This is a genomic window from Actibacterium sp. 188UL27-1 (assembly GCF_016901225.1).
Lineage (GTDB): Bacteria > Pseudomonadota > Alphaproteobacteria > Rhodobacterales > Rhodobacteraceae > 188UL27-1.
The window spans coordinates 436177-459448 of record NZ_JAFEUL010000001.1 but is presented as its reverse complement, the minus strand read 5'-3'; the positions used below and the strand labels follow the sequence as shown (position 1 = coordinate 459448).

The 23272-nt window shown below is 60.0% G+C and carries 22 protein-coding genes; 9 read left to right on the top strand and 13 right to left on the bottom strand.

All coding sequences use genetic code 11. The annotated features are described in order from the left end of the window. Positions 1-136: 136 nt before the first annotated feature. Genes IU397_RS02370 through IU397_RS02360 form a run of 3 tightly spaced genes read left to right on the top strand, consistent with a single transcriptional unit; the run spans position 137 to position 3162 of the window. Complete coding sequence (locus IU397_RS02370; protein ID WP_204410234.1) at positions 137-940, top strand: PHB depolymerase family esterase; 804 nt, start codon at positions 137-139, stop codon at positions 938-940. 33 nt (positions 941-973) lie between these two features. Then, complete coding sequence (locus tag IU397_RS02365; protein WP_204410232.1) at positions 974-1639, top strand: SDR family NAD(P)-dependent oxidoreductase; 666 nt, start codon at positions 974-976, stop codon at positions 1637-1639. Continuing rightward, a complete protein-coding gene (locus IU397_RS02360; protein ID WP_204410230.1) occupies positions 1633-3162 on the top strand; it encodes a cryptochrome/photolyase family protein in 1530 nt (509 codons plus the stop codon). The genes IU397_RS02365 and IU397_RS02360 overlap by 7 nt, the downstream gene beginning before the upstream one ends. Before the next feature lie 65 nt (positions 3163-3227). On the opposite strand, the gene IU397_RS02355 is transcribed toward IU397_RS02360, so the two are convergent. Then, a complete protein-coding gene (locus IU397_RS02355) occupies positions 3228-4670 on the bottom strand; it encodes a 2-isopropylmalate synthase (protein WP_204410228.1) in 1443 nt (480 codons plus the stop codon). Positions 4671-4924: 254 nt separating this feature from the next. Between IU397_RS02355 and IU397_RS02350 the strand changes: the two genes are divergently transcribed. Further along, complete coding sequence (locus IU397_RS02350) at positions 4925-6601, top strand: NAD+ synthase (protein ID WP_204410226.1); 1677 nt, start codon at positions 4925-4927, stop codon at positions 6599-6601. 62 nt (positions 6602-6663) lie between these two features. After that, positions 6664-7698, top strand: coding sequence for a putative sugar O-methyltransferase (locus IU397_RS02345; RefSeq protein WP_204410225.1), 1035 nt, complete (start codon positions 6664-6666; stop codon positions 7696-7698). Positions 7699-7799: 101 nt separating this feature from the next. Here IU397_RS02345 and IU397_RS02340 read toward each other — a convergent pair whose 3' ends face one another. Then, positions 7800-8072 carry a zf-TFIIB domain-containing protein gene (locus IU397_RS02340; RefSeq protein WP_204410224.1) on the bottom strand — a complete coding sequence of 91 codons (273 nt, stop codon included), beginning with the start codon at positions 8070-8072 and terminating at the stop codon, positions 7800-7802. Between the two features lie 268 nt (positions 8073-8340). On the opposite strand from IU397_RS02340, the gene IU397_RS02335 reads away from it, so the two are divergent. Next, positions 8341-8604, top strand: coding sequence for a hypothetical protein (locus IU397_RS02335; protein ID WP_204410223.1), 264 nt, complete (start codon positions 8341-8343; stop codon positions 8602-8604). Positions 8605-8697: 93 nt separating this feature from the next. Here IU397_RS02335 and IU397_RS02330 read toward each other — a convergent pair whose 3' ends face one another. The 5 genes from IU397_RS02330 to meaB form a co-directional block, all read right to left on the bottom strand. Further along, positions 8698-9132, bottom strand: a complete 435-nt coding sequence (locus IU397_RS02330; RefSeq protein ID WP_204410221.1) for a copper chaperone PCu(A)C — start codon at positions 9130-9132, stop codon at positions 8698-8700. Between the two features lie 39 nt (positions 9133-9171). Then, a complete protein-coding gene (locus IU397_RS02325) occupies positions 9172-9528 on the bottom strand; it encodes a hypothetical protein (protein WP_204410220.1) in 357 nt (118 codons plus the stop codon). A gap of 102 nt (positions 9529-9630) precedes the next feature. Then, positions 9631-9918, bottom strand: coding sequence for a 50S ribosomal protein L28 (gene rpmB / locus IU397_RS02320; RefSeq protein ID WP_204410218.1), 288 nt, complete (start codon positions 9916-9918; stop codon positions 9631-9633). A gap of 108 nt (positions 9919-10026) precedes the next feature. After that, the gene (locus tag IU397_RS02315) at positions 10027-11055 is read right to left on the bottom strand and encodes a hypothetical protein (RefSeq protein WP_204410217.1); all 1029 of its coding nucleotides are present in this window, start codon (positions 11053-11055) and stop codon (positions 10027-10029) included. Between the two features lie 4 nt (positions 11056-11059). Beyond that, on the bottom strand, positions 11060-12067 hold the full coding sequence (gene meaB / locus IU397_RS02310) for a methylmalonyl Co-A mutase-associated GTPase MeaB (RefSeq protein ID WP_204410599.1): 1008 nt from the start codon (positions 12065-12067) through the stop codon (positions 11060-11062). A gap of 123 nt (positions 12068-12190) precedes the next feature. Here meaB and hrpB point away from each other — a divergent pair, with 123 nt between their 5' ends. Further along, entirely contained in the window at positions 12191-14626 is a 2436-nt protein-coding gene (gene hrpB / locus IU397_RS02305) for an ATP-dependent helicase HrpB (RefSeq protein ID WP_204410215.1), read from the top strand. A 76-nt stretch (positions 14627-14702) separates the two neighbouring features. Here the strand turns inward: hrpB and IU397_RS02300 are convergent, their stop codons facing one another. The 6 genes from IU397_RS02300 to pedF form a co-directional block, all read right to left on the bottom strand. Further along, positions 14703-15494 carry a xanthine dehydrogenase family protein subunit M gene (locus IU397_RS02300; protein WP_204410213.1) on the bottom strand — a complete coding sequence of 264 codons (792 nt, stop codon included), beginning with the start codon at positions 15492-15494 and terminating at the stop codon, positions 14703-14705. A gap of 102 nt (positions 15495-15596) precedes the next feature. Next, positions 15597-17969 (bottom strand): xanthine dehydrogenase family protein molybdopterin-binding subunit, encoded by a 2373-nt coding sequence (locus tag IU397_RS02295; RefSeq protein ID WP_204410212.1) that lies wholly within the window; start codon positions 17967-17969, stop codon positions 15597-15599. A gap of 85 nt (positions 17970-18054) precedes the next feature. After that, complete coding sequence (locus tag IU397_RS02290) at positions 18055-18540, bottom strand: (2Fe-2S)-binding protein (RefSeq protein WP_204410210.1); 486 nt, start codon at positions 18538-18540, stop codon at positions 18055-18057. A gap of 51 nt (positions 18541-18591) precedes the next feature. After that, entirely contained in the window at positions 18592-19113 is a 522-nt protein-coding gene (locus tag IU397_RS02285) for a CoxG family protein (protein WP_204410208.1), read from the bottom strand. 79 nt (positions 19114-19192) lie between these two features. Next, the gene (locus tag IU397_RS02280) at positions 19193-20077 is read right to left on the bottom strand and encodes a substrate-binding periplasmic protein (RefSeq protein WP_370541601.1); all 885 of its coding nucleotides are present in this window, start codon (positions 20075-20077) and stop codon (positions 19193-19195) included. A 95-nt stretch (positions 20078-20172) separates the two neighbouring features. Further along, a complete protein-coding gene (gene pedF, locus IU397_RS02275; RefSeq protein WP_204410205.1) occupies positions 20173-20862 on the bottom strand; it encodes a cytochrome c-550 PedF in 690 nt (229 codons plus the stop codon). Positions 20863-21001: 139 nt separating this feature from the next. Here pedF and IU397_RS02270 point away from each other — a divergent pair, with 139 nt between their 5' ends. Further along, a complete protein-coding gene (locus tag IU397_RS02270) occupies positions 21002-22156 on the top strand; it encodes an ABC transporter substrate-binding protein (RefSeq protein WP_204410203.1) in 1155 nt (384 codons plus the stop codon). 99 nt (positions 22157-22255) lie between these two features. Continuing rightward, entirely contained in the window at positions 22256-23212 is a 957-nt protein-coding gene (locus IU397_RS02265) for a YVTN family beta-propeller repeat protein (protein WP_204410202.1), read from the top strand. Positions 23213-23272: the final 60 nt, after the last annotated feature.

The window sequence follows — 23272 nt, the reverse complement described above, 5'->3', positions numbered from 1 at the left end:
TAGGCCCGCCAGAGGGGCGGTCGGCAAAGCAGTCTTAGATGCGCGATGTGTCACCATGTTGTGAAGCATACTATGCTGCGAAGAATTTAAAAGACCCCAAACATCAGTGATGTCATTTGTCAGGATCGGACGTGCTATGACCAGATTTCTTATCGCTCTTCTCGCGGTCTCGCTGCCGAGCCTCGCATGGGCCTGCGGGCCGGATAGCGACTGCCAGATCGATGACGGTACCTACCGGATCCGCATGCCCGAGGCTGTTCCCGCGGGGACACGCCCGGGTGCAATCGTCTTTGCCCATGGCTATCGCGGCTCATCGCAGGGCACAATGCGAAACGGCAGCCTGGAAAACCTTGCGCAGGATCTGGGGGTTGCGTTGATCGCGCTCAATGCCTCTGCCGATGACTGGACGATCCCCAATTCGCCACAGGAAGGTCGGGTGCGCCAGCGTGATGAGGTCGCCTATGCCGCGCGGGTGCTAGACGATGCGGTGGCCCAGTTCGGGATCGACCCGGACCGCGTGCTGGCGACAGGGTTTTCCGCTGGCGGCATGATGACCTGGACCCTCGCCTGCAATGACAGCGCCCGTTATGCCGGGTTCGCCCCCCTGTCCGGCACGTTCTGGGCGCCCGAACCCACAACCTGCCCCGCCCCTCCTGCCAACCTGATCCACTATCACGGCACCACAGACAACATGGTGCCCTTGGCCGGACGCCCCATCGCCCAGACAAGTCAAGGTGACATCACCAAGGTCATGCAGACTTACGCGACCAATGGTGGCTATGCGGCCGCAGGGACCAGCCAACCGCTGACCGGACTGACCTGCGAGGCGCGCGAAAACACCGCTGGCAAATATCTGGAGATCTGTCTTTTCGATGGCGGCCACACCTTCAAGGTCGACTACATCCGCCGCGCCTGGGAGATGTTTGTGCCCGGTGCTTGACCCATCAGACAGCACTGCTACGTCGCGGTGCCGATGGAACGGGCATTGATCATAGGCAGCAGCGGCGGGATTGGCCGTGCTTTGGCAAACGCTCTCAAGGCGCGCGGGATAGATGTGACAGGGCTGAGCCGATCCGGCGATGGTCTGGATGTAACGTTAGAAACAAGTATCGCCGAGCATATTGGCAGGCTGAATGGTCCTTTCGATCTGGTGCTGACCGTCACCGGCGCGTTGGAAATCGATGGCCAAGCGCCGGAGAAATCGATCAGACACCTGAGCGCGCAGGCGATGGCCGATCAGTTCGCGCTGAATACGATCGGGCCTGCCTTGATCCTGAAACATGCAATCCCTCTGATCCCCCGGGATGGCCGCGCCGTCATGGCGACGCTATCGGCCCGGGTCGGCTCGATTGGTGACAACGCCTTGGGCGGCTGGACCAGCTACCGCACCGCAAAGGCGGCCGTGAACCAGGTGATACACACAACAGCGATCGAACTGGCCCGCAGCCACAAACAGGCCGTCTGCGTGGCGCTGCATCCCGGCACTGTCGCAACACCGTTTACGCAGAAATATCTGGGGCGACACCCGGCCGTGCCCCCCGCGGAGGCCGCCGAAAATTTGCTGGCCGTGATCGACAAACTGACCCCGGCCCAAACCGGGCAGTTTTTCGATTGGAAAGGAGAGCAAATTCAATGGTGAAACGCCTCATCTTGATCCTTGGCGATCAACTGAACGACCAGGTTGCCGCCCTGCGCGAGGCCGACAAAGACAGCGACGTCGTGGTCATGGCCGAGGTAAGCGACGAAGCATCCTATGTCCGTCACCACCCCAAGAAGATCGCCTTTTTGTTTGCCGCGATGCGCAAATTCGCGACCCATCTTCGCACGGCTGGATGGACGGTTCATTATACTGAGTTGGACGATACCGAAAACAGCGGCTCTCTCACTGGTGAACTCCTGCGTCGTGCTGAACAAACCGGCGCGCACAGCGTGGTCGTGACGGAGCCCGGCGAATGGCGGCTTATCCGGGCCTTTGATGACCTCCCTCTTCCGGTCACGCAACTGACCGATGATCGCTTCATCAGCAGCCGGGCGGAATTCGCCACCTGGGCCGATGGACGCAAGCAATTGCGGATGGAGTATTTCTACCGCGACATGCGGCGCAAAACTGGCCTCTTGATGGAGGGCGATCAGCCGGAAAGGGGCAAGTGGAACTTCGACCACGATAACCGCAAGGCGGCCCCCGATGACGTGACCCATGATGGGCCACCTCAATTCGAGCCCGATGACATCACCCAGACCGTGCTCGACCTTGTTACAAGCCGCTTCGACAATCACTTCGGCGATCTGCATCCGTTCTGGTTCGCCACTGACCGCGATCAGGCATTGCAGGCGCTGAACCAGTTCATCACTGATGCGCTCCCGCTCTTTGGCGATTACCAGGACGCGATGCTGAACGAGAATCGGTTTTTGTACCATGCGGTCATCGGCCAATATCTGAATGCCGGGCTGCTTTTGCCGCTCGAGGTCTGCCAAGCCGCGGAGGATGCCTATAAAGACGGCCATGCCCCGATCAATGCGGTCGAAGGGTTCATCCGTCAGATTATCGGCTGGCGCGAATACATGCGCGGGATTTATTTCCTTGAAGGACCCGACTATCCCCAACGCAACCAGCTTGACCATCAACGCGCCCTGCCCGACCTTTATTGGGGGGCCGAGACAAAGATGCATTGTCTCTCTAAAGCCGTCGAACAAACCCAGGCAGAGGCCTATGCCCACCATATTCAGCGCCTCATGGTCACGGGCAATTTCGCCTTGATCGCCGGTCTCAACCCGCAGGAAGTGGCCGACTGGTACCTCGCTGTCTATGCCGATGCCTATGAATGGGTCGAGGCGCCGAATGTCATCGGGATGAGCCAGTTTGCCGATGGCGGCATCGTCGGATCAAAACCCTATGTCAGTTCTGGCAACTACATCGACAAGATGTCGAATTACTGCAAATCCTGCCACTACAAGGTTAAGACCAAGATCGGCGACGGTGCCTGCCCGTTCAACCTGCTCTACTGGTCATTTCTGAACCGCCATCGGGCGCTGTTCGAGAAAAATCCCCGCATGGCCCAAATGTATCGCACCTGGGATCGCATGGCCAACGACAAGCGCGAAACGCTCCTGTCAGAGGCGGACGACTTCCTCACAAAGATGTCCGCTGGCGAACGGGTGTAACATTTGCCTCAGGCACCCATGGAGGATGTAATGCGCGCTTGCGCGCTCAATTTGACAACAGGCAATCAGTTGGTGTCAGTCTGGACGGCATCGGTCTGGGGTTCGCTCGCATCATCGGCGACTTGCGTCAGGATGCCGTCGTCCCAATCACCTTCGGCCACTTCGCCGCTGGCATAGGTCATCGTCCCCTCACCCTGACGCCGCCCTTCCTGGAACATGCCTTCATAGACATCGCCATTGGCATAGGTCGCCAGGCCCCGGCCCGAAATCTTGCCCCCGAACCAGCCGCCTTCGTACTTGAAGCCATCGGTCATGGTGATCACGCCCTCGCCGTGGCGCTGCCCGTCCAGGAAACTGCCTGTATAGATGGTGCCATCGGCATAGGTTGCGGTGCCTTGGCCTTCCCGCACGCCTTCCTTCCAGGTTCCATCATAACTGTAGCCATCGGGGTAAGTCATCTTGCCCTGACCATGGTTCTTTGCATCCCGGAAACCACCTTCGTAGACGAGGCCACTTGCATATCGCGCAATCCCCTGCCCCTCGATAACGCCACCTTTCCAGCCACCTTCATAGGTCGAGCCATCGGGATATGTGATCTTGCCGGTGCCATCTGCCAGATCTTCGGCAAATTCGCCGTCATAGACCGACCCGTCGGGATATGTCGCCTGCCCTGAGCCATGGATACGGCCATCCAGCCAAGCACCGGTATAAACATAGCCATCGGTGCCCGTGAACGTGCCCTGGCCGTGGCGCTGGTCTTCTTTGAAGGCCCCTTCATAGACATCGCCATTGGCGTAAATCACCTTGCCCGCGCCTTCGCGTTTGCCGTTGACCAGATCGCCCTCATAGACATCCCCGTTGGGCTGGGTCAGCAGCCCGGTTCCAGAGATCTGACCACCGCGCCATGCACCCTCATAGGTCAGGCCATCCGGCATCACCAACTTGCCTTGGCCGGATCGTTCCCCGCGGCTCAGATTGCCTTCATAGACCGCACCATCGGGATAGGTGATCTTGCCTTTGCCCTCTTTGACACCGGCGATCCAGGTCCCTTCATACCGATATCCCGTTGGGCTCACCATCACGCCCTGTCCGTCATGCAAGGCATTGGTGAATCCACCTTCATAGCGGACGCCATTGGCGTAATCGGCCACACCTTGGCCGGTCATCTCGCCATCTTTCCACGTTCCCTCATAGGTGCCGCCATCGGCGAACGTGATCTTGCCGATCCCTTCGGGCTTGCCCGCGGCAAACGCCCCTTCATAAATCGACCCGTCCGGGAAGCGCGCAGTCCCTTGGCCCAGGATCTCTCCCTCGACCCAGGCGCCGGTATATTCATAGCCGTTGGGCAGCCGATAGGTGCCCCGGCCATGCTGGACCCCGTTTTTAAAGGTCCCCTCATAGATGCCACCATTTTCGTATTGCTTGGTCTGCACCCTTGACGATTGCGCAGCCAACGGTGCCGCCAGCACCATGGCGCAGCAAACCAGGACGGTTGTCTTTACGATCATACCTGCTCTCTCATCGGCGCAGATACCCCGCGCTCATCACCCACGAGAACGATATAGAGCCTTAAGATCCCACACAACGACTTTGACGCGGTGTTTTGAGCCCTTTCCCGCCCAAAACCCCGAACAGAACGCCGGAACCAAACCCAGATTACCCGCAAAAGGGCCCAGGAAAACAGCGATGGCGCCGTGCAGGCCTTCCCCCCGCCGCGGGTCAGCCTATAAGTCTGGAAGACCGGTGCCAGAAAGCAGATCCAATGACAGACCGTTTCCGCCTCACGATTGCACAGTTGAACCCCACCGTGGGCGCCTTGCGCGCCAATGCGGCCCAAGCCCGTGCCGCCTGGACCGCTGCCAAGGACGCAGGGGCCGATATGATTGCCCTGCCCGAGATGTTTCTGAGCGGCTATCAGGTGCAGGATTTGGTCATGAAACCGGCATTCGTTGCCGACATCGCCCGACAGATCGAATCTTTGGCCGTTGATTGCGCCGATGGCCCTGCTTTGGGGATCGGTGGGCCATGGCAGGAAGGCGATCATCTGCACAACACCTATTTCATTTTGCATCACGGCAAGGTGGCCGCCCGCATCTTCAAGCATGAACTGCCCAACACAGGTGTGTTCGACGAGGTGCGTCTTTATGAACCCGGGCCAATCTGCGGTCCCTACCGGATCGGCCCCCTGCGCATCGGCTCCCCCATTTGCGAGGATGCCTGGCACCCCGCCGTTGCCGAAGCGCTAGAGGAAAGCGGCGCGCAAATCCTGCTTGTGCCCAACGGCTCCCCCTATCACCGGGTCAAACGGGAGGAGCGCGTCTCCCATATGGTCGCCCGCGTCGTCGAAACGGGCCTGCCGCTCGTCTATCTCAACATGGTCGGTGGTCAGGATGATCAGGTCTTTGACGGCGGCAGTTTCGTTCTGAACCCGGGCGGTGCCTTGATGGCACAATTGCCGGTCTTCGATGATGCGGTTGCGCATATTGATTTTGAAGAAACGCCAGAGGGCTGGCGCGCCCTGGACGGCCCCAAGGAAACACTCCCCGACCCATGGGAGCAGGATTACCGTGTCATGGTCGAATCCTTGCGCGATTATCTGGGCAAGACGGGCTTCAAAAAGGTGCTGCTGGGCCTCTCCGGTGGGATCGACAGCGCCATCGTCGCAACCATTGCCGCCGATGCAATCGGGGCCGCGAATGTCCGCTGCGTCATGCTGCCGTCCGAATATACATCGCAATCCAGTCTGGATGACGCCGCCGCCGTCGCCCACAACTTGGGCTGTCAGCTTGACACCGTACCGATTTCGGCCCCCCGCGCCGCTGTCACCGATGCGCTGGCCCCCTTGTTCAATGGCGCCAATCCGGATGTCACAGAAGAAAACATCCAGTCTCGCCTACGCGGTCTGTTGTTGATGGCGCTCAGCAACAAGTTCGGAGAGATGCTTTTGACGACGGGCAACAAATCTGAAGTCGCCGTCGGTTATGCCACCATCTATGGCGACATGTCCGGGGGCTATAATCCGATCAAGGACCTCTACAAAACCCGGGTGTTTGAGACCTGTCGCTGGCGCAACACCAATCATCGTCCCTGGATGGAAGGTCCTGCCGGTGCGGTCATCCCGACCAGCATCATCGACAAACCGCCATCTGCCGAACTGCGCGAAGACCAGAAAGATGAAGACAGCCTACCCCCCTATGACGTCCTCGACCGGATCCTGGAAATGCTGATTGAAGAGGAGGCGAGCGTCGCCGAAATCGTCACAGAAGGCTTTGACCGGGACATTGTAAAGCGGGTCGAACACTTGCTTTACATCAGCGAATACAAGCGCTTCCAGTCAGCCCCTGGCGCCCGTCTGACCCCAAAGGCCTTCTGGCTCGACCGTCGCTACCCAATCGTCAACCGCTGGCGCGACGACAGCGCCGACGCCAACAGACCGTGACCTGCGGCCATGTCAATTGAACGACATCCTTTCCAGCATCAAAAACTATAATGGGGCCTTCGATGGAACAGCGAATTCTTGAGATGAGCGCACAGGCAGGTCCGCTCTACGCGCCAACACCGTTCTGGGCCGCAGCGATCGCACAGCTTTTACCCGATCTCGCACCAGATCGATTGCATGAGTTTCGATCACAAACCGCGCCACTCAGCTTTTTCGTGCCGACATATGGCACACCGGGAAACGGTTTCGATGATGAGCAGACCAGCGCGATTGAAGCGCTTGCCCACGCGGCAACGCCCAAGCAGGCCGCAGCCTTGCGTGATTGGATTTCGGGCCGAACCAGCGCGTTGGCCGACTACCGCGTGCTGTGTGCTGGCACCCGCAAACATGCGCCTCATCTTCTTGCGTTTTCTGAATCGAATGTAGGCGCGCCGATTGAGCAATTCGTCTTCGACGACCGTGTCTATAGCCGTTCCGCGTTGAACTATCTCATGGGATTGACCTACCTCGCACAGTTCACCGACTTGACTAAAATCGAAAACGTCCTGGAGATCGGCGGCGGTTTCGGGACATTAGGTGAAATTCTAATGCAAACCAGCGATGGCCGCGCAATGCGCTACCTGAATGTTGATATCCCACCGACCTGTTTTTTCGCAGATTATTATCTCCGACATGCTTTCGATGACATCACGCACCATGGGGTCGCCGATTTTATAGATGGAAAAGACCGTAATATAAAAGATCTGGCCCAACTGAATGTCTTACCAAATTGGGCCATCGAAAACCTCCACGGAAAAATTGATCTGTTTGTCAACTTTATCTCATTTCAGGAGATGGAGCCGCAGGTGGTCCACAATTATCTGAAGCATATTGACCGGCTTGCACCGCAATGGATCCTGCTACGAAACCTGCGAGAAGGGAAACAACTGCGCAGTGAAGCCCATCCCTATGGTGTGGATGAGCCTATTCTGTCAGATTTCTACGGCAAACAGCTACCCAACTACAAATTAGTCGGCTCAGATGCTGCGGTGTTCGGCTTCATCACCAGCGATGGTTTCAATTCGGAATTGCTGGTTTTCGAGCGAATGACGCCGTGACAATAGTCCCCGTGGTAATAGGAGGGGCGCGACGGACACTGGGATAGAAAAGAAGATCTCAGTGCCCACGTTGGCGTGCCAAAACAGGGCAATAGCAGGCTCTAGTCGAAATCGAACAACTCGCTCAGGAAGCCGCCGCCGCGGCGCTTTCCTTTGCGGTCACGCCGATCATCGTAATCTTCATAATCGTCGTCGTAATCACGCCGCTGGCCCATGGCAGTCTGCACTGGTGCGTGTTGCGGTGCAGACCGTTCGATGATTTTGTCCAACTCGCCCCGATCCAGCCACACCCCGCGACATGCCGGGCAGTAATCGATCTCAACCCCGTTACGGTCAGCCATCACCAGGGTGGTGCCATCGGTGGGACATTTCATCAAAGCGCTCCTTTTCATCTCCATTGATCCAAAGATGGGGTCTGCGCCGGGCGACTCAAGCAGTCACAGCAGAAAATTGCACAGGCTGCGGCAACACCATTATCGTCCTCGAACGCTGGTGCGCTGATGACCCAAACAGGATTCAAGCGAGGGATCAGGACGTCACGACCTAATTGGTCACAGTGCCTCCCGCAGACGGGAAGATGCACAATGATTTGGAGCCCTCGTTCAAGAGGTCACTGGATTTCAGCCACGGCTTTGGAGATCGATGGTAGTATATGGACAGTACAAATACACCTATGTCACGGCCCAAACGGGTGAATTCGTTGCCATCGACTTCGCACTCACACAGGCCAATCTATCCATCCACATCATGCCGGGCTCCGGCAACTTCAATGATATGTTGGCCCACCTAGGGGAACATGAGGCAGGTACAGAGCGCCGGAACATCAATAAACCTCCCGATAGCAACCCAGACATGTTGCGCGATCTGATCCGCGCAGACCTGCCCCCAAGGGCCAGTTCACCCTGACTAATACGCCCACCCCAGGGCCTACCGGGGGCGGGCGCGCGGTGGGAGGGTGGGGGAGCGGCCGCCCCCGGAAGGTCCGACTGCTCAAAACCCTTACTTCGTCAGATCAACCGGGATCTGCAATTCGACATCGCCAGCTTTCTCAAATTCCAGCGTCACGGTCACGGTCTCCCCCTGAACAAGGGATTCTTTCAGACCCATGAACATCACATGGTCGCCGCCACGCTCCATCATATGGCTCGCACCGGCCGGGATCGTGATGCCGTCTTCCAGTTCAATCATCTTCATGACGCCATTACCGGCGTCCTCATGGGTGTGCAGTTCAACCCGCGCAGCAACGTCGGATCGCGCACCAACCAACTTATCTTCCTCGCCCGAAGTATTGCGCAGTTCCATGAAGGCAGCGCCTGCTTTTGCATTGGGGCCCGAAGACCGCGCATAGGCACCGTCCACTTCGATCGCTTCGGCAAAAACGGGCATCGCGGCACATATTGCAACGGCGGCAACAGCAAGGGATTTCATCGACATCGTGTGTCTCCTTTCGGGGGTAATCAAGAAATGGATAGATCAAACCAAACCAGCAGGCGGTCCCCTGACAAATGGCCGGTCAAAAGTACGTTTCAATGTGTCGAACCAGGCCATCAGATCATCAAAGATCATCAACCGATCCGTCCAAGGCACGGTGCCAAAATGACCGGCACCCGGCAGATCAACAAAAGCAGTCAGGGCGCAATCGGGGCAATTAAACACAACCGGAACAGGGCGACCGGCCACATCTACAGGAACGACGACCACGTCTTGGCCGTGGCACAAAATCATCTGACCAGCCACTGGCGGTTGCCCCCGCCCATGGCCAACACCAATGGCAGTCATCGTCAGAAGGCCTGCAAAAACAGCACCAAGGAGGCGGGTCCAAGGCGTCATACCTCAAGCTCTAGCAGCAATATTTCGAAAGCAAACCCGCGAAATACAAAAGACCCCGCCCAAGTCAGGACGAGGTCACGCAAAGCCAAGTTGATCCGTCTGTCAGGCCGCAGCCAGGGACTTTGCAACATCTTTTTTGATCTTCAACGCCTTTTCGGACAGTTCCGCATCCTTGGCCTTGGCCAAAAACGCATCCAGACCGCCGCGGTGATCGACCGTACGCAAGGCCGCCGCCGAAATACGCAGCTTGAACGACCGGCCCAATGCGTCCGAGATAAGCGTCACATCGTTCAGGTTCGGCAGAAAGCGCCGCTTCGTCTTGTTGTTGGCGTGGCTGACATTGTTGCCAACCATCGGGCCCTTACCGGTCAGTTCGCAGACACGCGACATGGGATCTACCTCGATTTCGAAATGAAAGAAAGGCCCATCAAGCAGACCTCAGATCAGTCTGGCTGCAATAGGGAGAATCGCCTGATGGGTCAAGGCCCCAAGGCGCCGTTACGCCAGGTTCTGGCGCGGTGCAGGACGAAAGCCAACCAGATCGGGCGCGGCCACTGTCCCCACATTGGTGATCCACTGCCAGCGATCCGCCCCGCCACCAATCCACGACACAACAGCCGGGTCCATGGCCTCGCTCCGGTCCAGCCCTGATCGGCGGTCGCGCGTCTGCAAATCGAAGGCCAGCAATCGGATATCTGGAAAGGCGCGGGTCAGATCGGCATCAAAGCGTTGCAGCATCTCAACGGCATCAACATCTTTGGCCAGGACCGTCGCTTCGATCATCAAGGTCCGTGTCACGCAATGCGGATCATGGCCCGCCATCCGCGGCAGCGGCCCCTCCATCGCGCCCCAACTGGCAGGGGGCTTGCGCGGGGTCAAATCCGCGGGCCAGTTGAAACCGCCATAGGTACAGGCCAACACCACCCGGTTTGATCGGTCAGGCGGATCGGTGAGGTTCAAAAGCGCGACCAGATCCCCCTCATCCGGCGGCTCGCCCAAAAGAATGCGAAACCAGTCACCTGTCAGATCTTTCGCCGTCCGGCATCGAACGCCCCGAAATCCCCCGCGATGGTTCGACCCCGGTAACCGCAGAACCACGTCCTGCGCCATCAACCAATCCTCTGCCGTCCCAGATGTCAGCGATAACCATTCCTGATAATGGATCGTACCGGGCTGCAGATCTCGCAAACCGCCACCGGAAAGATCAGCCGCATCCGGCACAGCCGGGGCCTGGCCTCGCACGGTCAGACCGGCCAATGCGCATAGCTGGTCAAGGGTCATGGCGCCATGCATCGGCGGGCCAACGTTCTCTGAAAACTGCAAGGTGCCCTCTGTCACTGGATCGGCGTCGGGACAGTCCGCCACATAAACAGACAAATCACCACCGCGGTAGCGGGCATAGATCGGGCAGCGGTCGCGTGTCAGACCGTGGAATTCTGCCGGCGCAGCCCCGCCGCCCTCAAGCTGCAGCAGATCCAGACCCAGACCAACCGTCCGCGGCACCACAAAAAAGCGGCCGTTCCGCATCCTTTCAGCCAACCTTTGTCAGAGGAGAGGGCCCGTTCTGCCCCAGGGCAGCCAACATGTCGGCTGCCGCATGTCCCGGGGTCAGTTCGCCTCTGATCACGGCTTGGCCCAACGCCTCCATCTGGGCAATCATCACCGGGTCCGTAGTCAGGCGCGCCAACAGTCCCTGGCGGACATCTTCTTCGAACCAGTGGCGCGCCTGGGCGGCACGGCGCATCACCCAATGGCCGCTTTGCTTGCGCCATTCAGCCAGCGCCTGCATTTCAGACCAAGCGGTCTCCAATCCCTCAGCCTGCATGGCAGAGACCATCATGGCCTTCGGAAAATCCTTGGGATCCTCGGGCCTTTTGCGAAGCAGGCGCAGCGCACCGGCATAATCGGCACAAGTCCGTGTGGCCGCGGGTTTCAGATCGCCATCCGCCTTGTTGACCAGGATCAGATCCGCAATCTCCATGATGCCGCGCTTGACCCCCTGCAATTCGTCCCCGCCTCCGGGGGCGAGCAGCAACAGGAACAAATCAGACATCTCCGCCACGACGGTTTCCGATTGCCCAACACCCACCGTTTCAATGATCACCACATCAAATCCAGCCGCTTCGCAGACCGAAACCGCCTCCCGCGTGCGCCGCGCCACGCCGCCCAGTTGGGTCTGGCTCGGCGAGGGGCGGATAAAGGCATGGGGAGTGCGGCTCAACCGCTCCATCCGGGTTTTGTCCCCCAGGATCGACCCACCGGTACGAGCTGACGATGGATCGACGGCCAGAACAGCCACCCGCAACCCCTGATCGACCAGCATCAGGCCAAGGCTTTCGATGAAGGTGGATTTTCCAACGCCCGGCGTGCCCGACAGGCCAATCCGCAATGCTTCGCGCCCGGTGCGGGCCAGATCCGCGACTAGTCCCATGGCCTCGGCCCGGTGATCCGCCCGTCTACTTTCCACCAAGGTGATCGCCTGCGCCAGGGCCCGCCGCTCCCCGGCGATCACCCGTTCTGCCAAACCATTGCCGTCCATAACGTCCTCAAATTCGGTCCCTTTGGTGTGCCCCGGCACGGACCATCTTGTCCAGTCCATGTGGCCCGGGAACACTGCATGCGCCCGCTTGCGCTTGGGCGCAGAGCTTCTGATAACGGAGATATGACAGCGCTTCCCATCGATGATGCCTTGCCCGACCTGCTGGTAGCCCTGCAAGCCCATGGGCAGGCCGTGCTGCAAGCCCCGCCTGGGGCCGGCAAGACGACGCGGGTCCCCCTCGCGATCCTGCAAGCCGGGTTGGTAAAAAGCACAATCCTTATGCTGGAACCACGGCGTCTGGCCGCCCGTGGTGCGGCAGAGCGCATGGCGCAAACGCTGGGGGAGCCGGTGGGCCAAACGGTCGGCTACCGCATGCGCGGGGCCAGCAAGGTCGGACCGCATACGCGGATCGAGGTCATTACCGAAGGGATCCTGACCCGCCGCCTGCAGTCAGACCCAGAACTGACAGGCGTCAGCGCGGTGATCTTTGACGAATTCCACGAACGCGCCCTGACGGCCGATCTGGGACTGGCCCTGTGTCTTGAGGTACGCGAGGCATTGCGCGACGACCTGATATTACTGATCATGTCCGCCACGCTGGAAGCCGATCCCGTGGCCAATCTGATGGGCGCACCGGTCATCACATCCAAAGGACGCAGCTATCCGGTGGACATCCGTTGGCTCAACAAACCTCGCCGCAAGGAAGACCGTCTGGATGACGCAGTCGCCCGTTTGGTGCGCACCGCCTTGTCAGAGACGACCGGCAGCCTTTTGGTCTTTCTCCCGGGTGAAGGAGAGATCCGGCGCACCCAATCCAAACTGGCCCACGATCTGCCGGCCAAGGTCAGCTTGCATCCGCTTTACGGCGCGCTGCCCTTCGCCGAACAGCAGGCCGCGATTGCCCCGGCTCAGGCAGGCCGGAAAGTGGTGCTATCCACCGCAATCGCCGAGACCTCCCTGACCATCGAAGGGATCACATGCGTCGTGGATGGCGGGCTGGCCCGGCGCACCCGGTTCGATCCAGGATCCGGCATGTCGCGGCTTGTGACCGAGAAGGTGACGCGGGCCGAGGCAACACAGCGCGCGGGTCGGGCCGGACGTTTGGCGCCCGGCACTTGCTACCGGCTCTGGACCAAGGGCGAGGACGGCGCATTGGCACAGTTCCCCGACCCCGAGATCCTGATGACAGATCTTACCCCGCTGGCGCTGGAATGCGCGGCATGGGGCACGACCGACCTGCCCTTTCTGACCCCGCCGGCTGGCCCGGCCCTGGCAGAGGCACAGGAACTGTTGCATGGCCTTGGCGCATTGGACAATGCCGGGCGGATCACCGACCATGGACGACAGTTGGCCAGGCTGCCCCTTCACCCGCGTCTGGCACACATGCTGGTTCGCGCAGGTCCTGACGCTGCTCCGTTGGCCGCCCTCTTGGCCGACCGGGACCCGCTGCACGGCGCCCCCAGCGATTTGTCCCTGCGGTTGGATGCGGTGCGGGATCCAGCCGATTTCAGACAGCGCCACCCGTTCGAGGTGAACCGACAGGGGGTGGACCGTATCCGCAGCGAGACCAAGCGATTGGCAAAGGTTGCCAGCGGGGGGGAGGATCTGAGCGTAGCGCAAATGGCTGCTCTCGCTTATCCCGACCGAATCGGCCTGCATCGTCCCGGTGATGCGCCCCGCTGGTTGCTTTCGGGCGGTAAAGGGGCCGTCATGGCGCCCGAAGATCCGTCGGCGGCCACACGATTGATCGTCGCACTTGACCTAGACGGCACCGCACGCGAGGCGAGGATCCGCCTTCAAACGCAAATCTCCGAAGCAGAGCTGCGCAGCTTGTATGCAGACCGGATCGGTTGGAGCGAGATTGCCGAATGGTCGCGTCGGGACAAGCGCGTGACCGCGCGGCGGCAAGAGCGGTTCGGCGCAGTGATCCTGGCCGATCAACTCTGGCGGGACGTGCCTGCAGATCATCTGGCCGATGCAGCCTTGGACGGCATTCGCGATCTGGGCCTGCCATGGTCGAAACCGTCGCGCAGACTTCAGGCACGCGCAGCACTCTATGCCCGTCTTGGTGGCACCATCGTCGATCTGTCGGACGAGGCGTTGCTTGATAATGCGGACCAATGGTTGTTGCCATTCCTCGGTACGGTGCGAACAGCGGAAGACATCAAGGCACTGGATCTGGCTGATGCTCTGCGCACCCATATCGGCTGGGATGTATTGCAGAAATTGGACACCCAGATGCCCGCCCGCTTCAAAACACCGATGGGTCGCGACATCCCCATTGACTATGCCACGGATCCGCCCGAGATCGCCGTGCGTCTGCAAGAGATGTTCGGCCAAATGCAGCATCCGGTGATCGGTCCCAACCGGACACCACTGCGGGTCACACTTCTGTCCCCCGCCCAACGCCCTGTACAAACCACGACCGATCTGCCGGCCTTCTGGACCTCCAGCTATGCCGATGTGCGCAAGGACATGCGGGGGCGCTACCCTCGGCACCCTTGGCCCGAGGACCCGACCCAAGCGGACCCAACCCTGCGTGCCAAACCGCGATCCTGACTTTCTTATTGGGCTAAATCAAAAAGGCCCACCGGTGGAACACCAGGCAGGCCTTTTGATCATAGATCAAACAGGATTATTGGGCAGCAGTCACCGCCCGCCCCGTCATCACCTTGACCAGATGCGCGCGATAGTCCGGCGTCCCATGCAAATCACCGATCATCCCATCGGCGGGCACCGACAAGTCCTTGACTGCATCGGCGGTAAAGCTTGAGGACAACGCCGCCTCTGCCTCACTCCACCGGAACACACCATTCTCGGATGCGCCCGTCACAGCAACCCGCACGCCGCTTGCATATTTGGCCACGAACACGCCGGTCAGGGCAAATCGCGACGCAGGTTGGACGAATTTTTGATAATTCGCCGCCATCGGCACGGGAAAGCGGACTTCAGTGACGATCTCACCCTCATCCAAGGCAGTCGTAAACATGCCTTGAAAATAGTCATCCGCCGCGATCTCACGCGTGTTTGTCACGATGGTCGCGCCGGATCCCAGGGCAGCCGATGGATAGCAAGCAGCCGGATCATTATTTGCCAGGCTCCCGCCAATCGTTCCACGGTTGCGCACAGCCGGATCACCGATCTGCCCCGCCAAGCCCGATAAGCCGGGATAACTGCTGGCTGTCTCGGCCTGCACCTGGGCATGGGTGGTCGCGCCACCGATGCAGATCTCGCCCGCATCATTGGTGCAAACCCCTACCATCTCGCCCACGCCGCTCAGGCTAACCAGGGTTGTCGGGGCCGCCAAACGCTGCTTCATCGTGGGCAGCAAGGTCTGCCCACCGCCCAAAGCCTGCGCCTCTTCCCCGCCCAGGGCCGCCACGGCATCGGAAATGGTCCCTGGTTTCACAAACTCAAAATTATGCATCTCATTCTCCTCCTACCTCCTACCCTCGGCCACTGGCGCACCCCTCCCCCTGATAAGGGGGAGGGGTCGGGGGAGGGGGTTATCTGTCGTCCATGGACTGGTTTAGCCGTTCATCGCCGCCCAAACGCGCGCTGGCGTCAAGGGCATGTCGATATGGGACACATGGGTATGACCGGCACGATGCAACGCGTCGATCACCCCGTTGACGATGGCGGGCGGCGTTCCGATGGCCCCCGCTTCACCGCAACCCTTCACACCCAACGGGTTATGCGTACACGGCGTGACACAGGAATGGTCCACATCGAACATCGGCAGATCATCGGCCCGCGGCATGGTGTAATCCATGTACGACCCCGAAAGAAGCTGCCCGTTTTCGTCATAGGCGCAGTTCTCAAGCAGAGCCTGCCCGATCCCTTGCGCCACGCCACCATGGACCTGCCCGTAAACGATCATGGGGTTGATCACATTGCCAAAATCATCCGCAGCGACGAATTTCAGCACATCCACCTTGCCGGTCTCCGGGTCTACCTCGACCTCGCAGATATAGGCACCTGCCGGGTAGGTGAAGTTCGACGGATCATAGAAAGCCGTCTCCTCCAGACCCGGTTCGATATCCTCCAGCGGATAGTTGTGGGGCACATAGGCCGCCAGGGTCACATCGCCCCAAGCCACCGACTTATCGGTACCGGCCACACTAAACGCACCGTCTTTCAACTCGATATCGGCCTCAGAGGCTTCCAGCAGATGTGCCGCAATCTTCTTGGCCTTGTTGATGATCTTCTCGGTTGCCCGCACCATGGCAGACCCACCCACGGCGATGGAGCGTGACCCATAGGTCCCCATGCCCATCGGTGTCTTGGACGTGTCCCCATGGACGATGTCGATCATGCTCTCGTCGATGCCCAGCATCTCGGCCACCACTTGCGGATAGGAGGTCTCATGCCCCTGCCCATGACTGTGCGAGCCCGTCATTACGCTGATCGAGCCGGTCGCATTCACCCGCACGGTCGCACTTTCGTACAAACCGGCGCGCGCACCCAACTGACCCACCAGGTTCGACGGCGCGATCCCGCAGGCTTCGATGAAATGTGCAATGCCCAGGCCACGCAACTTGCCCTTGGCCTTGCTCTCGGCGGCGCGCGCCTCGAACCCGGCGGCGTCGATCATCTCCATGCCCTTGTCGAGCGTGGCATCATAATCACCAGTATCGTATTCCACGGCCACCGGGGTGGCGTAGGGGAACTGATCGGGCTTGATGAAGTTCTTGCGCCGGAGGTCCGCCGGATCCACACCCAGTTCCCGCGCGGCCTTGTCGATCACCCGCTCCAACTGGAACGTGGCCTCTGGCCGACCGGCCCCGCGATAGGCATCGACCGGCGTTGTGTTGGTGAAAACGGCCTTCACATTCACATAGATCAATGGCGTGGTGTAGTTCCCCGCCATCAACGTGCCATGCAACCAGGTTGGGATCGACGGGGCAAAAGTGCTGAGATACGCGCCCATATTGGCGTAGGTATCGGTGCGGATCGCGGTGAATTTGTGATCCGCATCCAGCGCCAACTCGATCTTGGTCACATGATCACGGCCATGGGCGTCAGAGATGAACGCCTCCGACCGGCTGGAGGTCCACTTGACCGGGCGCCCGCATTGCTTGGCCGCGAACGTACAGGCGGCCTCTTCGGCATAGTGATAGATCTTGGCACCAAAGCCGCCGCCCACATCGGGGGCAACGACCCGCAGCTTGTGCTCGGGAATGCCCAAAACGAAGGCCCCCATCAGCAGCCGGATCACATGGGGGTTCTGACTGGTCGTATAGAGCGTGTAATCGTCAGTGCCTGGGGCGTAATCGCCCACAGCCACGCGCGGCTCCATCGGGTTGGCGACCAGGCGGTTATTCACCAATTCCAGCGTGGTCACATGGGCAGCGGATTTGATCGCTTCATCCACGGCCTCGCGGTTTTCCTCGACAAACCCCCAGTCATAGCAAAGGTTAGATATCAGATCGTCATGCACCTTGGTGGCGCCGTCTTTGATGGCCGCCTTCATGTCCATCACTGGCTCAAGCTCGGTGATGTCTACATCAATCGCCTCAGCCGCATCGCGTGCCTGTTCCAACGTATCCGCGATCACCATGGCAATCGGGTCGCCCACATGGCGCACTTTGCCCTCGGCCAAGACCGGGTGCTTGGGCTCTTGCATGGCCTCACCGTGGCGGTCGGTCACCTGCCAGCCGCAGGGCACGCCGCCCACACCTTCAAAATCCTTGGCCGTCAGGATCTGAACGACGCCCGGCATGGATGCCGCTGCAGACGTATCGATCCCGTTGATAGTGCCATGGGCCACTTCCGAACGCAAAAAATGCGCATAGGCCTGGCCGTGAATGTTGATGTCATCGGTATATTGACCCTTCCCGGTCAAAAACCTTACGTCTTCGCGGCGCTTCGGAGATGCGCCAATGCCACTATCCTTCGGCATGATAATCCTCCCAAAAACTCAAGGCGCTGCAGGATAGCGCGCCTCAGATGTCACGAAACGGGCGCCCATCGAGCGCCCGGAGAAATCACTCGGCAGCGATCTGGGTCACTTCTTGACCACTCGCCGCCAGGATCGCCTTGACGATATTGTGGTAGCCTGTGCAGCGGCAGATATTGCCTTCCAGATAGTGGCGCACTTCGGCCTCGGTGGGCTTCGGGTTCTCTTTCAGCAGCGCCGCAGCGGTCATCACCATACCAGGCGTGCAGAACCCACATTGCAGGCCGTGATGGTCCTGGAACGCCTGCTGAATGACGGAAAGGGACCCATCGGCATTCGCCATACCCTCAATCGTCTTGACGTCCGCACCGTCCGCCTCGGCCGCCAGCATGGTGCAGGCCTTTACCGCCTTGCCATCCACATGGACCTGGCAGGCGCCGCATTGGCTGGTGTCACAGCCCACATGGGTGCCGGTCAATTTCAGATCGTCGCGCAGGAACTGCACCAGCAGCGTGCGTCCCTCCACATCACCGCTGACGGATTTGCCGTTCACCGTCATGGTTACTGATGTCATTCTCTCTGTCCTCCCTGGGTCGTCTCTTGTATTCGTCCTGGGTCGGCAGGCTTAACTCACAAGCCGCTTCAACCATCCCTTTTTCTTCTCGTCCGACGTCGCATCGGGATCGGCATCGACCGCCTCTTCGCCGGGGCCTTCAACGGCTTGCTGGAAGCGTTCAAAAAACTGATCGGCCATTTTCTTGGCAAATCCGTCAATGATCCGACTGCCCAACTGGGCAAGCTTGCCACCCACCTTGGCCTCAACATCATAGCTCAACGTCGTGCCTGTCTCGCTCGGGGTCAGGCGCACATCGGCCCCACCTTTGGCAAACCCCGCGGCACCGCCTTTGCCTTCGCCAGTAATGGTCACATGCTCGGGCACGACCATGTCGGTAAGGGTCACGCCCCCTTTGAATGTGGCCTTCACGGGGCCAACCTTCTGCACCACGGTTGCCTCAAACCCGTCCTCGGCAGACCCGCTCATTTCCTGACAACCCGGCACGCAGGCTTTCAACACTTCGGGGTCCAACAACGCCGCCCAAACCTCCTGCGGTGTGGCGGCGATTTCACGTTCGGCAGTCATCTTCATGGTGTCGGGATCCTTCGTTCGAACTTTACCCTAAACCGGTACGCCCCTCGGGCTATACGACTTAGGGCGTAGGGTCGGGTTATCTGTCCGGGGCCGCGAATGTCAGGCCATAGGACTCGTAAATCGCCGGGATGCGTCCGTCTTCCAAACCATAGCGCACGGCATCATCCACGGCATAGGCCAAGGGCCGGTATCGGAAGTTCACGGCCAATCCCAGGGTCCAGGTTCCAACCGAAAAACCCGGTAGGGGCGGCTGGTGGATGTCGACACCTTCGGCGGCCCCGTGCTCCAACTGCGCGAGGGGGCCCATCGCCGCCTTGACCTCTCCGGCGGCCAATGCCGCCATGGCCTGATCCATATCGGGATATCGTCGGATATTGGCCGAGAGTTGCCCACCTGCCAAACCACTCAGGTAGAAATCCGCAATCGAGTCATTCTCGACAGCCACCGTATCGAACCGAAAATAGGCGGGCACCGGCGGATCTTCGGGATATGCAGCGGTATCATAGGCAATCCCGATACTTTCTCCCTGATATTGCCCCGTGAACACGACCTGCTCCACCCGGCATTTAAAAGCGCTGTCATAGGGCACGCGCATCATGACGTTGCTGATCCGACCGCCAATCAACGCGCCCTTCCAGATGTTGTTGCGCAGATCCGCTTCCAGGTTTTCGGCTGCCCCGATGAAGTTGAACCGCGGCTCAACCCCCAGATCCTCGGCAATCAGCCGGGCAATCTCGACATCCACGCCTTTCGGCGTGCTGCCCTCCTCCCAAGAATAGGGCGGATAATTCTCATAGACGGCAAACTCGATAAAGCCCCGGTCGATGATCTGGTCCAATTCCTGACCCACGATATCGCGGCCCACATTCTGCGGCTTGGCCTGCGGCACCCAATCCGCGCAAGGATCAGAAGCCAGCGCCACCCCGGCAAAAGCCAACCACGCAACGACAGTCCATCGGATCACGCGCATCCCCCCGCGAAACTTATCACACCCTAACTCACACGAACGGCGCGTCAATCAGGGACGCGCCGCCTACCCGAATCCACCAATAAAGTTCAGTTCGCCGCCGACAAACCAACCGTTAGCGTTTGCGCCGCCTTCGTCAGGGACGCCGGTGTATCATCAATCTGCGCCGCGGCACGGTAGGCCACACTATCGGCAACAGGTGCGCCTGACAGCGTTTCGATCTCGCCGGCAATCTCCGACATCCGCGTCTTAAGCGCCTCGACATCGCCGGCCTCTCCGGTGGACCCCCAGGCGGCCAACTGGTCGCGCATCTCTTTCAATTCACCCGCCACGTCGACGATGGCCTGATCGTCGGGCCGCGTCTCGATATAGGTCCGGATCGCCCAAGCAGCCTCCTGACCCAACAGCTCACCAAAAGCTGGCATCTTGGTGATCCCGTTCTGGGTGTAACCCTCCCGGAACCGCTCGACATACCATTCATCACCGTATTCCTCGGCCTCCAGGAACCGCAGATCCGGCGCCAATCCGCCCGAGATCGCCTCCAACCCATGGCAACGTGCGCAATTCTGATTGTAGCCCGACGCGCCAATATCAACGGCGGCCTTCCATACATCCTCACCCACGGCGTCGGCGCGATAGGGGTTCTCGATCAGCCACTCCTCCTCCAGCGCCGGCAGCGCATCAGTGTTCACGGGCTGCGGTGCCACATCCCCATGGGCATGCACAAAAGAGGCCCCAGCGGCCAGGGTCAGCACGGCAAAAACGGAACGGATCGACATCACGCCACCTCATCATTATCCAGTTCCCCTGTCCTATAACTCCGCCACGCAGGGATAAATGAGACCTTAGGCCAGCCCAAGACCAAAGTCGCAATTCACCCCGCAAAGCCCTGCGATACGGTCAGACAGGGAGGACATCATGCGCAAGACCATCATTGCACTGGCGCTGTGGGGAGCCACGGCGGCATCGGCTGAAATTGATATACCGATCAATTATTTGCATCAGATCGTGCCACAGCCGCCGACCCTGTCCAATCTCGATCCAAGGCCAGAACAACTGGGCATTGACGGGGCCTCGCTTGGCTTGGCCGACAACCTGACCACGGGCGGTTTTCTGGGTCACAAATACGTCCTCACAGTGACCGAAGTCGCACCCGACGATGATGTAATTGCCGCGGCCCGGACAGCGCTCGCCTCCAGCCCCTACCTGCTGATCGACGCGCCCGCCGACACGCTGACCACCATCGCCGACTTGCCCGAAGCCGAAGGTGCCCTGCTGTTCAACACCGCCTCCGCCGACGATGCCTTGCGGGATGACGCCTGCCGCGCCAACCTGCTGCACACCCTCCCCTCCTACGCCATGCGGACCGATGCCCTGATGCAGGCGCTCCAGAAAAGACGCTGGACCGACCTTGCCCTGATCGAAGGCACCCACCCGACCGACCGGGCCTTCGCGGCCGCCCTGACCACTTCGGCAGAAAAATTCGGCCTCACACTGGGCTCCCGCAAGGAATGGGTGTTTGACGCGGACATGCGCCGCAACGCCGCGCAGGAGGTGCCGCTCTTCACCCAGGACTTGCGCGACCACGATGTCCTGCTGATCGCCGACGAACTGCACGATTTCGGCCGCTACATCCCTTATAATACATGGGAACCGCGCCCCATTGCCGGATCCGAAGGGCTTGTGCCCGTGGCTTGGTCCCGCGTGGTCGAACAATGGGGCGCGGCCCAACTGCAATCGCGCTTCACCGATCTGGCGGACCGCCCGATGCAATCGCAAGACTACGCCGCGTGGGCTGCCATCCGCACGATAGGAGAGGCCGTTACACGGACAAACACGGCAGATCCCGCGACCCTGCGTGACTTCATCCTTGGTGACGATTTCGAACTGGGCGGCTTCAAAGGCCGCCCCCTTAGCTACCGCACCTGGAACGGCCAATTGCGCCAGCCCATCCCACTCGTCCATGCCTCGGCCCTCGCCGCCCAGGCCCCGCTCGACGGCTTCCTCCACCAACGGACCGAGCTTGACACGCTCGGCCTCGACCAACCGGAATCCTCGTGTACCGCCTTCTAACATCCCCCGAACCCATCCCTTTTCTTATTGATAAAAATATTCTCGGGGGTCCGGGGGCAGACAGCCCCCGGCGCTCTCACCCAAAACCGGAGCCTCAACATGCGCGCCCTCCTCGCCCTTTCCCTTCTCACAACTCCGGCCCTGGCCGACGAAATCTGGGTGACCAACGAAAAAGACGATACTGTCAGCGTGATCGATGTCGAAACACTTGAGGTCATCCAGACCTATGAGACGGGCGAGCGTCCCCGCGGCATCACCTTCTCCAAGGATTTCAGCCGCCTCTATATTTGCGCCTCCGACAGCGACACGGTCCAGGTGATGGATCCTACAACCGGCAAGATCCTCCATGAACTCCCATCGGGCGAGGATCCCGAACAATTCGTTCTCCACCCCAATGACCGCCACCTCTACATCGCGAACGAGGATGACGCGATCACCACGGTGGTCGATACCGAAACCCGCGAGGTGATCGCCCAGATCAATGTGGGCATCGAACCCGAAGGCATGGCCGTCTCCCCCGATGGCAAAATAGCCATCACCACCAGTGAAACCACGAATATGGCCCATTGGATCGACACCGATACCCAACAGCTCTTCGCCAACACATTGGTCGATAGCCGCCCCCGCCATGCCGAGTTCATCAAGGATGGGTCCGAGCTCTGGGTCAGCGCTGAAATTGGCGGCACGATCTCGGTCTTCGATGTCGAAACCCAGGCAGAGACGACAAAGATCGATTTCGAGGTGGACGGCGTCCATCCCGACCGTGTCCAGCCCGTCGGGTTCGAAATGACCGAAGGCGACACCCATGCCTTCGTGGCCCTCGGCCCCTCCAACCATGTCGCAGTGGTCAATGCCGCAACCTACGAGGTCGAAGACTACATCCTTGTCGGCCGCCGGGTCTGGCACATGGACTTCAATGCAGACCGCTCACTGCTCTTCACCACAAATGGCGTCTCCGGCGATGTCACCGTCATCGACGTGGCAGAGCGCCGGGCGCTCAAATCCATCAAGGTAGGCCGCTTCCCCTGGGGCGCTGCCTTCCGCCCAACAGATTAACAGACCGCGAGATGCGTATGTATGGCATATGTATGGAATGTGCATCGGTTCTGCATGGAA